Source organism: Defluviimonas salinarum, from assembly GCF_026013545.1.
Lineage (GTDB): Bacteria > Pseudomonadota > Alphaproteobacteria > Rhodobacterales > Rhodobacteraceae > Albidovulum > Albidovulum salinarum.
On record NZ_JAPDOG010000011.1, the window covers coordinates 133,938 to 148,472 of the forward strand.

General features: G+C 64.5%; 12 protein-coding genes. 7 read left to right on the plus strand and 5 right to left on the minus strand.

Annotated elements, in window-relative coordinates; genetic code table 11:
• Positions 1-2: 2 nt before the first annotated feature.
• The 4 genes from OM960_RS13560 to OM960_RS13575 all read right to left on the minus strand — a co-directional run bounded on the left by OM960_RS13560 (position 3) and on the right by OM960_RS13575 (position 3,069).
• Entirely contained in the window at positions 3-1,466 is a 1,464-nt protein-coding gene (locus tag OM960_RS13560) for a hypothetical protein (RefSeq protein ID WP_264772340.1), read from the minus strand.
• A gap of 3 nt (positions 1,467-1,469) precedes the next feature.
• Entirely contained in the window at positions 1,470-2,174 is a 705-nt protein-coding gene (locus tag OM960_RS13565; RefSeq protein ID WP_264772341.1) for an HNH endonuclease, read from the minus strand.
• 64 nt (positions 2,175-2,238) lie between these two features.
• Entirely contained in the window at positions 2,239-2,631 is a 393-nt protein-coding gene (locus OM960_RS13570) for a hypothetical protein (RefSeq protein ID WP_264772342.1), read from the minus strand.
• A gap of 66 nt (positions 2,632-2,697) precedes the next feature.
• Positions 2,698-3,069 carry a hypothetical protein gene (locus tag OM960_RS13575; protein ID WP_264772343.1) on the minus strand — a complete coding sequence of 124 codons (372 nt, stop codon included), beginning with the start codon at positions 3,067-3,069 and terminating at the stop codon, positions 2,698-2,700.
• Between the two features lie 745 nt (positions 3,070-3,814).
• Between OM960_RS13575 and OM960_RS13580 the strand changes: the two genes are divergently transcribed.
• From OM960_RS13580 to OM960_RS13610, 7 genes are all read left to right on the plus strand, one after another.
• Positions 3,815-4,195, plus strand: a complete 381-nt coding sequence (locus OM960_RS13580; RefSeq protein WP_264772344.1) for a GcrA family cell cycle regulator — start codon at positions 3,815-3,817, stop codon at positions 4,193-4,195.
• 29 nt (positions 4,196-4,224) lie between these two features.
• Positions 4,225-7,506, plus strand: coding sequence for a CHC2 zinc finger domain-containing protein (locus OM960_RS13585; protein WP_264772345.1), 3,282 nt, complete (start codon positions 4,225-4,227; stop codon positions 7,504-7,506).
• A 2-nt stretch (positions 7,507-7,508) separates the two neighbouring features.
• The gene (locus OM960_RS13590; protein WP_264772346.1) at positions 7,509-8,135 is read left to right on the plus strand and encodes a type IVB secretion system apparatus protein IcmL/DotI; all 627 of its coding nucleotides are present in this window, start codon (positions 7,509-7,511) and stop codon (positions 8,133-8,135) included.
• Positions 8,136-8,163: 28 nt separating this feature from the next.
• Positions 8,164-9,204, plus strand: a complete 1,041-nt coding sequence (locus OM960_RS13595) for a DotH/IcmK family type IV secretion protein (protein WP_264772347.1) — start codon at positions 8,164-8,166, stop codon at positions 9,202-9,204.
• 11 nt (positions 9,205-9,215) lie between these two features.
• A complete protein-coding gene (locus tag OM960_RS13600; RefSeq protein WP_264772348.1) occupies positions 9,216-10,490 on the plus strand; it encodes a DotG/IcmE/VirB10 family type IV secretion system protein in 1,275 nt (424 codons plus the stop codon).
• Positions 10,491-10,552: 62 nt separating this feature from the next.
• Positions 10,553-13,213 (plus strand): hypothetical protein, encoded by a 2,661-nt coding sequence (locus OM960_RS13605; RefSeq protein ID WP_264772349.1) that lies wholly within the window; start codon positions 10,553-10,555, stop codon positions 13,211-13,213.
• A 71-nt stretch (positions 13,214-13,284) separates the two neighbouring features.
• Positions 13,285-13,851, plus strand: coding sequence for a hypothetical protein (locus OM960_RS13610; RefSeq protein WP_264772350.1), 567 nt, complete (start codon positions 13,285-13,287; stop codon positions 13,849-13,851).
• Between the two features lie 68 nt (positions 13,852-13,919).
• Here the strand turns inward: OM960_RS13610 and OM960_RS13615 are convergent, their stop codons facing one another.
• Positions 13,920-14,387 (minus strand): hypothetical protein, encoded by a 468-nt coding sequence (locus OM960_RS13615; RefSeq protein ID WP_264772351.1) that lies wholly within the window; start codon positions 14,385-14,387, stop codon positions 13,920-13,922.
• Positions 14,388-14,535: the final 148 nt, after the last annotated feature.

The following is a 14,535-nucleotide window of genomic DNA, read 5'->3' on the forward strand; positions in this document are numbered from 1 at the left end:
TCTCAGGTCGTCATGATCCGGAACCGCTTGGCGCGTTCCTCGGCCGGATGGTCCATGATCCCGTCAAGGGACCACAATGCATTGCGCTGACGCTTATGGACAACAGCGCTGAGCAGGTAATCCACATCATTCCCACCAAAGAGGCCCGGTTCTTCCGGAATCGGCACTCCGATCTGGCGCAGTGCCTCGACCTCCTCGAGCGGCAGGACCAGCCCGCTCTCCCAGGCGGCATTCACAACCAGCATGAGCAGCTCGTGGTCGAGCGGGCAGCGGACCACGATATTGCCGCAATGCGCCGAGACGAGGGAAGCTCCGACACTGTCGAGCGCGGCGATCGCGGGCATCATTGCCGCGCGGTCGCGCGCGGCGATCCAGACCGCCTCGGCGGCCTGCCCCGGGCTTTCCTTTTTCACGCTGCGCATCGCCGAAGCGAGAATATTCTCCGCCGCAACCCCAACCGACCACGAGCCGCGCGCCGGCTCTTCGCCACCGGCGGCGGCTTCGAGGCTCCTGACGAGCCGCCCGGTGGCCGACGGGATCCAGTCCGTCCCCGCCACGACGCCTTCGACCGAGACCTGGTAATGGCGCGACAGGAGCAGGATCTCCTCCTCGATGAAGCGGGTCCGGTAGGTGTCCCCGGTGCTCGAGCCGACGCTGTTGGCGAAGGCCTGGACATATTCCGGCACGAAGGCTTCGCCCGGATGGCACACCGCCTTGTAGATCGCCGGCCGTCCGAACCCGCGGATCTCGGCAAGGAAATCCGCAGAACTCTGGGGATCCTTGCGGGAGGCGGACTGCCAGAGCGACGAGCCCGGAACCTCGGCGTCGGTCACGCGACGGGCATAGCTCATCCGCGGAAAATGGAAGGACAGGTTGATGAAACCGTCCGCCACCCCTTTGCGGTTAGTGATGTAGATGCCGGACTGGAAGGTCCGGACGAAATGGTCGATCACGCGCTTGTCGGCCGATCCCGAACGCGACATGGCGGTTGCGTTGACCGCGGCGATGCCGGTCGCGAGCGAGGCCGACCGCTCGAGAAGCCCGGTGAAATCCTGTGGTTGGCGGTAACCCATCTCCGACAGGTTGCCCCTGAGCGCTTCCTGGGTGAGACGGAATACCCGTCCGGCAATGGCGGAAACGATGGCGATGGCCTGGTGGCGCGGCCGCCCGGCCAGGCCGAAGGCGGCCTGGATCTGGTCGATCGTCAGCTTGAGCCAGGTATTGGAACGCATGGTGAAGCCACGCATTTCCTTGGCGATCGCGCGCACCGCGTCGTACTCCATGTCCGCGACCCACAGGCCCGGCTCGAGGCGCTGCGGCGCCCCCTCCCCAGATGCCTCGAAGCCGGTTCCCGGGCGCATCGCGCTCCAGGATCCGTCAGGCGCGAAGAAGATGATCCCGACATGGGAGAACGGGGCAGTGTCGCCCCGATCCTCGTTCTCGATATCGACGAATTCGATAGCCATCGTCTATCCTTGTTGCTCAGCCATGGATGCGGCGGCGGCCCTGATCTTCTCGAAGTCCGGGTTGGTATCCTCACGGATTGCCCGCGCGGCCATCTGCGCGATCACCTTGTAGCCGCCGAGCGACCAGGTGGAGAGACGCGAGCCCTTCAGGAGATTCTCGTGACCCGGCATGACCTCGGCCGGCCAGAAGCGCAGATACTGGTCGACGCGCATCAGCGTCTCCATGGCCTGCTTCTCGCCGACCATGTCGCGCAGGCTGAAGGCGGCCTCGAAGAGCGATTCCGCGTCGATGCAGCCGAGGATCTCCTTCAGCCGATCATGGCGGGCGGCGATATCCGCGCGGATACCGGAGACATCGACCGGCGCCTCCCCGGCGTCTCGCCAGGCCAGCACCACCCAGGCGAGCCGGTGCAGGTCCTCCTGGGTAAGGTCGGGCGCGAAGACCGGGACGATGCGCTTGCGCGCGCCAGCCCAGAGCGGGTGGCGCAGGTTGTGACAGAACTGGCAGATGCAGGCCATCGCCTCGGGGCCGCATTTGCGGTGCCCCTTGAGATGGTCGATCTCCATCATGCCCGGCACCCGGAAACCGCAGACGTGGCAGCGGTCCTTGTCGCGGGCGAAGACCGCGGCGCAATCCGCGGCCTGCGGTACCAGGAGTGCTGCGTGATCGAGCACGCGCAGGTTCATGGTGACAAGGGATGACCTCATCATGTCGGCAAGCATGGCGACCCCCAGGAATTGCGGGTCCGGCCAATGATGGCTGGACCTTTTTTCAGTTCACCACCAGGCCGAAGCCACTCTTGCCATTCGTGGTCGCGGCGCCCTCACCGAAGATCGTCGAGATGCCGGAGCCGAGCACGGCCGGGATGGCGACGAGGGCCGCCCCGACGAAGACAAGCATGAAAGCGGTGCTCATCTTGTTGGACGGATCGTTCGGGTTCTGGCTGTGGGCGCGGAATTTCATCAGGCCGGCGATCCCGAGGGCGACACCGAGCACATAGCTCACGACCTCGATCAGGACGCCGATACGGCTGACCTGAGCGGTCAGACCGTCAGCGATGCCGCCAAGGTCGAGCGCCTGGGCCGAGGCCGCACCAGCGCCGAGCGAGAGAAGCAACGCCAGTGTCATGGTATTGCACCACCGGCCGCCCGTCTTTTTCAGCATGATCATTCCTCATCAGGCTTTGGTGGAGCGCCGCGTTCGCGGCGCTCCTTTTTTCGCACATCGCGCTTACAGGCTGAGACCGAAGCCGTTGTTGCCGTTGGTGGTGTCCGCGCCACTGCCGAAGATCGTCGAGATGCCGGAGCCGAGCACGGCCGGGATGGCGACGAGGGCCGCGCCGACAAACATGAGCATGAAGGCGGTGCTCATCTTGTTGGACGGATCGTTCGGGTTCTGGCTGTGGGCGCGGAACTTCATCAGGCCAGCGATCCCGAGGGCGACACCGAGCACATAGCTCACGACCTCGATCAGGATACCGATCGAGGAAACCTGGGTGGTCAGGCCGTCGGCTATCTGGCCGATATTCTGGGCCATCGCCGGGCTGGCAAGCGTCACCGCCGAGGCCACCAGCACGGCCGCCGAGTTCTTCCAATGCTTCATAGATACTTCCTCTCAATCAACGCACCGGCCCGGGCGGCGTTCATGCCGTTCGGGGCGCACATGCAGGCACGGTTCAGTATATGCGAAAATATGAAAGTCACTCCAACGAGTTTTCCGGACTGGGAGCACGCCAATGTGGAAAACTCACGCCCAGGTCCCACGCGCACCCGGCAGACCGGTCCACTGGCCCGGGGCGTAACACTGGTGTGACGGCGCGTGTTACGCCTAAGGTTTTGAAACTGTTGGAATTTCGGCCAGCGTAACGCCGTAACGCCCGTAACGCTGGATAAATATATATCTATGAGTCTCTCAAGGACTCTGGGGATAAGTCCCTCTTCCTCTATATATATCTATTCATATTCCGTGTTACAGATACAGTTACTTACTTTTATGCTCTAGGAATCAATATGTTAGCGGCGTTACTTCATCCGTAACGGCATGTAACAGTGTTACAGTCTTGTTTTTTCAGTGTTTTTTTACTTTGTTTATTTTTCGCAATTTCCGCAAGCATGATACAATCCCGTAATCATGCTTTTTTTCGTCAAAAACCTCCAGATCAGCCTGGAGGCGCCATCCACCCCGACCGCATCAAATAAATTTTTTTCGCAATCTTTTCATCACTGTAACGAAGGTCGGCCGGAAGTCGAGCCCTGCGGAAAAACTTGCCCTCTTGCGTTTTCGCATTCTCATCGGCAATACTGCACCTCGTTCAAGATTTCACCGAGAGATTGCGATGGGGGAAGGCATGGTTGCTTCCGGCACCGGACCGGCAGGGGATGGATATCCCTTCAGAAAGACTGGCGCCTGGGAGGATGCCGATATCCAGACGCTGATCCGGCTTTGGGGTGAAGGGCGCAGCAATCTCGAGATTGCCCGTGAGCTCGGCCGCCAGGAGAACGCCGTCGCCATCAAGGCATCGCGGCTTCATCTGCCGCCGAAGGCGACCGCGGCGCAGAAATTTGCCCCCGCGAATGCGAAAAACGCTAAAGCGAAGCTGCGACCCTGCCTTACCTGCTCGAAGACCTTTTTCAGCGAGGGGCCTGGCAACCGGATCTGCGAGCCCTGCAAATCGACCTCGGCCTGGTCTGGCTCCGACTATGTCGTCCAGTACGGGGGGCGCTGCTGATGAACGCCCATGCGAAAAATCGTCATGACGTGACTCCGTCGCGAGAGGAGATCTTCCGGCTCATGACCGAGCTGAAGGACCGGGTGAAATCGGCTTACCCGATCGACCGCGCGCTCGCCGAGCTGACCGGCGTCACCCTGAAGGGTCGCAGCGGGATGCTCGAGGGTTGCTGCCCGTTCCATGTCGAGAAGAGCCCTTCCTTCAACGTCAATGTGCAGAAGGGCCGCTATCGCTGCTTTGGCGCGGGCTGCGGGGCGGCAGGCGACGTGTTCAGCCTGATCTGCGACACCCAGAACATCGATTTCCGCGCGGCGGTGCTGTTCGGCGCCGAGCGCGCGGGGGTCGAGATCCCTGAGCCGCTGCGGCGGGATCGTCGCCCGAATACCGGTCGGCAGGCCGCGCGCCAGGCAATTCGCTACCCGGAGGCGAGGATCCAGGAAGCGCCCGAGACCCTCCTGCCCTCGACCTTCATCCCGGTCCGTGACGGTATGCGCCGTCCGCGCGCCGGGATTGAGTTCCGGATCTGGGAGAATGGCGGCCAGGCCGGCGACAAGATGCGCGAGGAAAAGCGCTATTTCCCGGCCATGGTTCATGAATACCGGTCCATCTCCGGCGATCTCCTGATGTCGGTCATGCGTATCGAGTTCAATGGCAAGAAGTTCTTCATTCCGGCCCGTCTTGCCGAGCCGAGCCCTGATTGTCCGCGCTACCTCACCGAGAAGGCCGCGCCGGGCGACCCCCGCCTCGCCTGGATTGTCCTTGGGCCGCGCCAGGGCGAGGCCAAGCCGGTCTTCGGCTTGGAGCATGCCCGGGCCTGGAATGCCCGCGGTGGCCGCAACGTCCTGATCGTCGAGGGTGAAAAGACCCGCGACGCGGCGGCCCGGCTGATCGCCGCCACCGATCAGGCGGGCGACTGGCTGGTCCTGTCGCCGATGGGCGGCGGCAGCTCGTCGATCTACGCCGACTGGGAGCCGCTCCTGCGCCTGATCGGCGATCGCCCGGTCTCGTTCACGGTCTGGCCCGATGCGGACAAGCCGCTCGAGCGCCCCGATGGCTCGGTGGTCGACCGTCAGAAGCACTATGTGCTCCAGACCCTGAGCGCCCTCGTCCAGCGCGCCATCGATTTCGGCGCGCCCGACATGCCCTCGATCTGCGCGGTGACGCCGCCTTCCGGCGTTGAATCCGGTTGGGACATCGCCGATGCGGAAAGGGAAGGCTGGAGCCCCGATAGACTCAGATCCTATATCGAAAAGCATTCCTCCAAGGTGGAGAAGACCATGTTGAGCCTCCGTCAGTCCCCGACCCATCAGCCCGAAACCGAAGAGCGTGCCGGCCGGGAGGCGCCGGCCGAGCTCGCCCCTTTTGATGTCGCCGCCGATGCGGCCGGGGATGACAGCGACTGGCTGGACGTGATCGCCGCCCTCGAACAGGAGGGTGGAGACGAGGCCGCACCCGATGACGCCCAGATCCGCGCCGGGGAGGATGTGTCCGCCGAAGCAGGAGATGCCGGCGCCGGGTCTGCGCTGCCGCCCGGCGACCTCGAGGCCAACGATGGCGAGGATGAGGGGGACGAGGCCGCCGCCGGCGGGCACCCGCTGCGCAACCCGCACTTCCGCTGCCTCGGCTATCTTGACCAGGTCAACTACTACATGTCGCTGCGTTCGGGCCAGATCTTCGGTCTGACTGCGTCGGCGATGAAGCCCAACAGCCTTCTGAGTCTCGCGCCGCGCGACTGGTGGCTCGAACATTTCGGCGGCAAGTTCGACCGCAACGGAATGCCGTCCAGCATCAACTGGGAAACCGCGATCGACGTGATGATTGCGGGATCCTACGACGCCGGGGTCTGGGATCCGCGCCTGCAGTGCGCCCAGGGCGCGCGCATCGATGGCGGGCTTGTCGTGTTCAATACCGGAAGCAAGCTCTATGTCGAGGGCCGCAATATCGTCAAGCTGGACCGGTTCGATGGCCGTTACTGCTATTGCATCGGCCCGTCGACCCGCACCCCGGAGGTCAACAACCCATTCCTGGCCGACGCGGCCGAGGTGCGGCAGTATCTTTCGATCATTTCCTCGCTCGACTGGCGGTCCGAGCGCCGCGAGCTCGCGATCATGGCGCTGTTTGGCTGGACCGCGATTTCGCCGATCTGCGGCATCCTGAAATGGCGCCCGCATCTCTGGCTCGACGGCCAGCGCGGCTCGGGCAAGTCCTGGATCGTGAACAACCTCATCAAGCCGGTGCTTGGCGACTACGTTGTGAACGTCCTGTCGAATTCGAGCGAGCCGGGTATCCGCAACATGCTCAATGGCCGCTCGGTCCCGGTCATCTTCGATGAGGCCGAAGGCGAGGATCGCGACAACCGCGCCCGGATGGACGCGATCATCCGCATGGCCCGCCATTCCGCGGTCGAGAGCAACTCGGTCGTGGCGCAGGGTGTCTCCGGCGGCGGTTCGCACCGCTACTACTCGATCGCCTCGACCTTCCTCATGACCTCGATCGTGCCGCAACTCGAGGCTGCTGCCGACCGCTCGCGCTTCGCCCGCCTGCAGCTCGCCTCGGGCCGCAAGCACGAGGGTTTCACCCGCGACATCGAGATCCCGGCGAGCGCGCTGCTCACCCCGGAGTTCTCGGACCGCTTCATCGGCCGGATGATCCGCCGCGCGGGGGATTATCACAAGACCTACATGCACATGGTCCACGGGCTCTGCAGCCTCGGCCTCGAGCGCCGGGTCGCCGATGTCTATGGAACCTTCGCAACCGGTTGCTGGCTGATGCTGCGTGACGGCATCCCGGCCGACGAGCGCGAGGCGGCCTATTTCATCTCCTCGGAGTTCAACGTGATCGAGCAGATGCTGGATTTCAACAGCGAGATCTCCGAGGACAAGGACCACGACCGCCTGTTCCGCGAGATCATGTCGCACGAGGTCCGCCTCGACGGCCGCAACGCGGGTAGCCGCAGTGAGCAGGTCGGCTCGTTGATGGAGATCGCCTGCGGCTACGAGAGCGAGGATGACGCGATCATGTCGCAGGACGAGGCGCGCGAGGTCCTTCTGCGCTACGGCATGCGGCCGGGCATCGGCGACACGCCCTGCCTGGCTGGCCAGGTGGCGACCCATATGCTTATCCACAAAAATGCGGCGCCGATCCGCAACATGCTGGACAAGACCCCTTACGCCAGGTCCTACCCGGATGTTATGCATCAGGCCGACGGTGTGAAAATGGGAAAAACTGTCCGGTTTGGGCCGGGCATGGGGATCTCCCGCTCGATCATCGTTCCGCTGAAGCACTTCTCGATCGGGGTCGATAACGCATGAGCATGAAAAACAGATACGGCGCCACCGAGACCGCGCTGGCGCGGCATGAAACCTACCAGACCGGTTTCATGCGGATGGCGATCGCGACCATGGCGATGGCGGCCGCGACCCTCGTCTCCATCGGTGCCGCCTGGTGGGCCTTTTCCCTGAAGCCCGAGCCGCGCTATTTCATCGCCCGCGAGGATGGCGGCATCATCCCGATCATCGGCGTTGAGACCCCGTATCTCAACGATGGCCAGGTCACGAACTTCGCCGTCGAGGCGATCACCCGCTCGCTGACGTTCAACTTCGTCAACTGGCGCTCGGACCTCGCCGCGGCCTCGGAGTATTTCGAGCGCCCGAACGGCTGGAATAACTTCCTGGAGGCCATCGAGGGGTCCGGGATGCTGGACTTCGTCCGCAACCGCCGCCTGATCTCGAGCGTGGTGGCCAACGGTGCCGTCATCGTCAAGGCCGGGCCGGACGAGACCGGCCGCTACAGCTGGATCGTCCAGGTTCCGATCACGATCACCTACCAATCCTCCTCCGAGCAGAGCACGGACAACCGCATGGCGGAGATCCAGATCAGCCGCCTGCCCACCTGGCAGAGTTCCCGTGGTGTCGGGATTACCCGTGTCCTGGTGAAGTGATCCGATAATGCGAAAAGGAATCCTTAGCATGAAGAAGACGATCCTGGGCTCCAGCACCGCGATCCTGGCCGTGATGGCTTCGGCGGGGCTGTCTTTCGCTCAGCAGAATCCGTCCGCCGGCAGTTCCCCCGCTGCCGTTGTGGGCGGGCTGGCCGACGGCCCGTCCGGAGGGTTCTCCGGTTACGTGCCGTCGGCCAGCACCGGTATGGCTGTCGGTGGCAGCGGCGCTGCGGCGCCCGCCGCCACAGCCGGCGAGGGGCTTCCCAAGATCACCGACGGCAAGCATCTCAGCGCCGAGAAGGTCGAGGGTTTCAACGAGGCGGTCGAGGAAAACTTCCCGATGACGCCCGACATGATCCGCCGCTACCGGGAGATCTTCGATGAAAGCCAGCGCGCACTTCTCGAACGCGAGGAGCCCGACGCGCGGGTTGATGCGGGATTCATCTCCCTGGAGCCCGGTGAAACCCCACCGACCCTGACCGTCGCGCCAGGCATCGCCTCGGTGATCGGCTTTTACGATGTCACCGGCCAGCCCTGGCCGATCACGCAATACGTCCTTGGCAGCGGCTCGGACTTCCAGGTCATCCAGCTCGGCGAGGAGTCGAACAACGTCGCGGTCACGCCGCTGGCGCGGCTCGGCTGGACCAACCTCGTCATCGTCCTGAAGGGCGAGCCGAAACCGGTGGTGATGCGTGTTGGCATTTCCGAGAAGACCGCGCATTTCCGCCATGACGTCCAGATCATGAGCGCCGGACCGAATGCGAGCGCGAACACCGCAGCCGAGGATCTCGCTGTGCGTGAGGCGGGGTCCGCCACCCTCCTGGCCGTGCTTTCCGGCGTAGACCTCCCGGCCGGCAGCAAGCCGGTCCAGGTCCAGGGCGTCGATGCACGCGGCTGGATCATCGGTGAGAACCTCTACTTGCGCTCGAAGCACCCGCTTCTCTCGCCATCGTGGCTGTCGTCGATGTCGGGCCCCGACGGTATCCGCGTCTACGAGGTTTCGAAAAGCTCGGTCGCGCTCTTCTCCGTCGACGGCACGATCGTCCGCGCCGATGTCGTTCTGCCCTGAAGGAAATAGAGATGACCCAGAACCCGAATGATACGGTGAACATTCCCGAGGGGGACGTGATCGACGATGCCGCCCCGGCGCGCCGCAAGTCCGGCCTGCCCCCGGTGGTGAAATTTGGCCTTCTCGTCAGCGGCGCCATGCTGGTGATCGGTGGCGGGGTGTTCTACACCGCCAAGCAGCAGGTCGCTCCGAGCGTCGCGCCGCGCGCGGCGAGCCTCGATGCGACCCCCGGCGGCGTCATCCAGCGTGACAGCGAACTCTACCAGGACTCCGTCCGCACCATGAACGAGAACCGTGCGCAACGTGCCGGGGAGCTCGGCATCACCTCGGTACCGACCCCGGAGGTGATCATGCAGCCGGTCGAGGAGCCCATGGAGATCCGCGAAGTGGCGATCCCCGACGAGGCCGCGAAGGTTCAGGAGGCCGCGCCCGCGGAGCAGGCGAAGCCGGTCGAGCGCCGGCTTCTGCCGAAGCCGCAGCCCGCACCGAAGCGGGTCGAGCAGGCCCAGCCTGCGGCGCAATCCGGGTCTGTCAGCGAGAACGGCGGGGAAAAGGAAGAGAATCCATATATCGCGAGGATCGGTTCGCAGATGGCATCCATGGCCCCGGCCCTCATGCCGAAGCAGATGTCCAGCGCGACGGTGACGACCGCCGAGAAGGAGGACGGAGTATCCGGTTCAGGCATGAACGGGTCGGCGGATGCCGGATCCGGCGGTGAGCCGGCGCCGGCGATCCTCATCCGTCCCGGTGACGTGATCTACGCCGAGACGCTCACCTCGGTGAACTCCGACTCGCCCTCGCCGGTGATGGTCGAGATCACCTCCGGTGACTTCAAGGGCGCGCGGCTCGTGGGTGAGTTCACGGCCGAGAAGACTGCGGGCCGCATGGTCGTGGCGTTCAGCAACATGACCCTCGAGGACGGCACCGTGATGGCGGTCAACGCCTTTGCTGTCGACGGCCGCAGCGCCGAGACCGCGGTCGCGAGCGATGTCGAGCGCCGCTATGTCGCGCGTTACGCGCCGATTGTCGCCTCTACCTTCATCAGCGGTTTCGCCGAGAGTGCCGCGCAGCCTTCCACGACCGTGGTTGGATCCGGCGACAACGCCACGGTGTCCATCGATGCGGCCACGGCCGAGCAGAGCCTGCTGGCCGGCGTCGCTGCGGCCTCGACCGCGGTTGCCTCGGACATCATGACCTACGCACCGAAGGGGCCGAAGATCATCCTGCGGGACGGCTATCCGCTGGGTATCCTCTTCGTCGACCCCGTCTACGAGAGCCGGTCCTGACGGACCGGCCACGTAGCGAACGGCAACTGAACCGTAACGAAAAGAGCATCATCGGGGGAAAGATGAGCAAACCGATCAAACCCATCGCCCAGATCCAGAAGGACGAGCGGAGCGGCATCATCCTGGCGCAGGCGCGTCTCGCGCCGAGCCTCGAGGCGCGCCAATCCGAGCTTCTCGATCCGAAGGCGATCGGCGCCGCGCAGGGCGAGCTCGATACTTACGCGCAGCGTATCGCACAGATCGCGAAGATGTCGGATCTTTTCGATGATGACGGGGCGGTCGACCCGCTGCTGGCGCCTCCCGCCGCGGTGTCGTCGCCGGTTGCCGGGAAGGGTGCCGTGAAAACGGTGGAGGAACCTGCCGCGGAACTCCTCACCGAGAGCCAGGATGTCCCGGTCGTTATCGGCGGGCTTGACGATGGCGAAGATCTTGACGATGGCGATGACCTTGTTAACGCCGCTTGGCCCCTCGCCGTCGACGAGGAGGTGGCCGTCCCGGCCGCCACAAGCACTGACGCGGATGACGGTATGCCGGTCTTCGTGAAGGCGGACGCCGCTGATATCGAGCGGAACCGCGCCGCGTCCGATCATGTCCGGGCGATGAGCAGCCCTGAGACACCCGAGGATGACCTTCCCCTCAGTGATGAGGGGAAGGATCCCGCCATCTCGACGGAATACGCAACCCTGTCCGACTTCCTGATGCCCGAGGATGACCTTGCAACTCAGAGCCTGTCGGATCTGATCCTGGCCGGGCGTGCCGACCCCGAAAGCGAGGTCCGCGCGCAGGTTGACGAGCCCTTCATGGACGGTGATGCCTTCGCTGGCGACGCCGCCCTCGCCGACGATGACACGGACCCCCTCGACGAGATCGGCTCTGACGACGAGCCCTTCATGGACGGTGATGCCTTCGCTGGCGACGCCGCCCTCGCCGACGATGACACGGACCCCCTCGACGAGGCCTTCGTGGACGCCACCACCCCCGATGACGAAGATCATCCCGATGGCGACATCATCCCGCTCATGGATGACCTGGCCCCCGCGGCGGATGAAGCCTTCATGGAGGATGAAGATCCTGCGCATGAGGCGGATTTCTGGACCCACGAGATGGAAGAGGAGAATTCGCTTTCCGATCTCGAGGCTGCGATTTCTGGGGATTTCCCCGCAGATCCCATTTTCTCCGGAGAGGATCCGGAGGATGATCCCGCCGAGACGGGCACGGTCATGCCCGAGGAGAAAGATGACGGGGATCCGGTCGATGTCGCCGATGCGGACCTGGCGTACGAAGAAGGAGAGTCCGTCGTGACATCGAATGCGAAAACCGAAATTGATATTGAGGATATCGACCTGGGCTCCATGGATCGGGAGAAGCCGGCCACCGCACCGGCCGCTCTCGACTGGATGGACATGTCCGAGGATGCCGGTGAGGACGCGCACGCAACTGATCCCATCGCCGCACCCGATGCTGGCCTTGCCGGTGACGATCTTGCCGGTGCCGCTCCTGCCGCGGAAGAGATCCCGGCGAAACGGACGAGCCGGCTGCCGCTGATCGCGGCTGGCGCCGGTGTCGCGGCGATCATCGCTGTTGGCGGCTTCCTTGCCCTTGGCGCCGGCACCCCGGCCAACACTTCGGCCGGAACCCCGATCGCCGCTCCCGTACAGGCAACGCCCGGCCCGGTCATCACCGATCTCGCCACGCCGGCCCCGACCGCTGTGCCGGCGGATGCTGGCTCCGTTGCCGGTATCGATACCGGCACGGCCACCAACCCGATCAACGATGCCTTTACCGCGGGCGACGCCTATCCTGTTGCCGATGCCGCCGATCCCGTCTCGGATGTCGACCCCGTCGCTGCCGCTGATGCCTACCACGTGGCCGCGCCCGAGCAGGGGGATCTTGCCGATCTCGCCGCGGAGATCCCGGCCCCCGAGGCGATCTCCGAGCCCGATGTCACGGCAGACGACTCCGTCGACCAGCTTGCCTCGATCGCGGCAGGGCTCGAGAATGCGGCGGACGGAAACCTTTCGGACCTCTTTCTTGAAGATCCGACCGGGCAAACGGATGCCGGGGCCGCTGCCGGCGTGACCGGCGACATGCTCGAGGGGCTCGCAACCAAGGACGAGCTGGCCGAAACCAAGGCCGCTATCGACCTGATGTTCGAAAAGCTCAACACGATGGGCGACGAGGCCGTCGAGCGCGACGGGGTGATCGCCGGCCTCCAGGCCGAGCTCGCCACGGCCAAGGACCAGGCGGAGCGCGCCGAGGCGCTGGCGCTCGCGCAGAACGAGGTCCTGGTCGAGTTCGTGCGCGTCCAGGAAAAGATGAACATGGCTGAGAGCCTGATCGTCGACCTGTCCCGGCGCGTCGCCGCTGTCGAGACCACCGACCCGGCCGACCGTGTCGCGGTCGAGCGTTCGCTCGAGGATCTCAATGACCGTCTCGAGGGTATGGCCCGCGATCTCGGCCTCATCGCCCGCATCGCCATCAACGGAGCGCCCGGCGGCGTGAAAGGCGTGGCTGCGACCTCGCCGTCCAGCATTCCGGGCAGCGGCGCAGTCTTCGAAAAGGCCGCCTCGGAAGCCAAGGCGCCCGGTGCCAAGGCCGCCGTCCCGTCCGACGTCAAGGTCGGCGATTTCGTCGAGGGTTACGGATATGTCCTTGACATCATCCCCACCACCGACGGCGCGCGCCTGATCGTGATGGAGAACGGCTCGGTCCTGATCTCCTGACCCGGGGTCGGGCGGCGCGCCGCGCCGCCCCACGCTCCCTGACCGGCGAACTGCAATAAAGGACCGGACCAATGGTCGACCTTCTTCAGATCATCAACAACGTGGTCAACGCGATCACCCCCGGCGGCGGGGGTGGCGGCCTGAGTGGGCTGCTCTACATCCTGTCCTACATGATGGGTGTCGGCTTCGTGATCGTGGCCATCAAGGGCTCTGCCAAACGCAGCGAGCTTGGCAAGAGCGCCGGCTCCTGGTCGCAGCCGGGCTGGACTTTCGTCATCGGTGTCTGCTTCATCGCGCTCCCGGGCCTGGTGGAGAGCCTGACGCAGACGATCTTCGGCCAGTCGGACAGGCCCGCCCCCGAGAGCATCTTCTCCTACGCGCCCTCGACGATCGGCCTCCTGGACGCGGACTCGCCGGGCCGCACCATGATCGTCGGCATCGTCACGATCATCCAGTTCGTGGGGCTCGTCGCTGTGATGCGCGGACTTTTCCTCCTGAACCAGTCCGCGCAGGGCAGCGGCGGCCCGAAGACCTTTGGCCCCGGTCTCACCTTCGTCATCGCCGGTGTCATGGCCGTAAACTTCCCGCTCTTCGTGGGCGTGATCGAAAATCTGATCACGGCCGGGTCCGCGGACTAAGCGGCCGACCCGCCGTTCGCCTCGATATTCGGGCACCCGGACGTCTCAACGCGCCGGGTGCCTCGGCCTTACTCCCAAGCACAAAGCGTGGTCGAGAAGTTCTTCCAGCAGGCGCCGTCCTGCTGAAGACCCCAATCCATTTCGCCCACCTTGCTCCACCCCTTCAGGCCCCAGCTCACGTGGCCGCCTTCGGGCTCGAAGACAAGGAAGGTCCCGCGGCGCGGATCTTGCGCACCAAAGCCGCCATCACCGTACTCATCGAACGAAAACTCGCATTTTCCCTCCATCAGGATCTCGTTCTCGTGCTGGAAGAAACATGTCGTGGCGGCTGCGCCCTGCGGGAAAAGGCCCGCGGCGATCAGGGCGAAGGTGGTCTTCATCATATGCATGCAAAACTCCTGGCAATCGATACGCCTGCTCTCCTCGAAGATCATGGCAACTGTTTGGCATCCCGTCATTTCGAACGGCCCTTTTCGCTTGCGGGCCGCACCGGCGCCGTGCTTGATGGCGCGCCGGCTGCGAGCCCGGATTTCCACCCGTTCGAAGGAGTTGCCGGAATGCGGCCCATGTGAACTCTCCCCGCCCTGAAGGACGGGGCTTCAGGATCACGAACCGGCGGAAGCCGGTGCGTTGATGCCGTCATTTTTCTCTTCCCGCTTCCGCCATGCCAGTGCAGTGGGCTCC

Bases quoted from the DNA above. Each gene is read 5' to 3' on its own strand.
- OM960_RS13570 (WP_264772342.1), bottom strand. From the start codon at position 2,631: ATGCTGAAAAAGACGGGCGGCCGGTGGTGCAATACCATGACACTGGCG.
- OM960_RS13575 (WP_264772343.1), bottom strand. From the start codon at position 3,069: ATGAAGCATTGGAAGAACTCGGCGGCCGTGCTGGTGGCCTCGGCGGTG.
- OM960_RS13600 (WP_264772348.1), top strand. From the start codon at position 9,216: ATGACCCAGAACCCGAATGATACGGTGAACATTCCCGAGGGGGACGTG.
- OM960_RS13605 (WP_264772349.1), top strand. From the start codon at position 10,553: ATGAGCAAACCGATCAAACCCATCGCCCAGATCCAGAAGGACGAGCGG.
- OM960_RS13580 (WP_264772344.1), top strand. From the start codon at position 3,815: ATGGTTGCTTCCGGCACCGGACCGGCAGGGGATGGATATCCCTTCAGA.
- OM960_RS13560 (WP_264772340.1), bottom strand. From the start codon at position 1,466: ATGGCTATCGAATTCGTCGATATCGAGAACGAGGATCGGGGCGACACT.
- OM960_RS13595 (WP_264772347.1), top strand. From the start codon at position 8,164: ATGAAGAAGACGATCCTGGGCTCCAGCACCGCGATCCTGGCCGTGATG.
- OM960_RS13565 (WP_264772341.1), bottom strand. From the start codon at position 2,174: ATGAGGTCATCCCTTGTCACCATGAACCTGCGCGTGCTCGATCACGCA.
- OM960_RS13610 (WP_264772350.1), top strand. From the start codon at position 13,285: ATGGTCGACCTTCTTCAGATCATCAACAACGTGGTCAACGCGATCACC.
- OM960_RS13590 (WP_264772346.1), top strand. From the start codon at position 7,509: ATGAAAAACAGATACGGCGCCACCGAGACCGCGCTGGCGCGGCATGAA.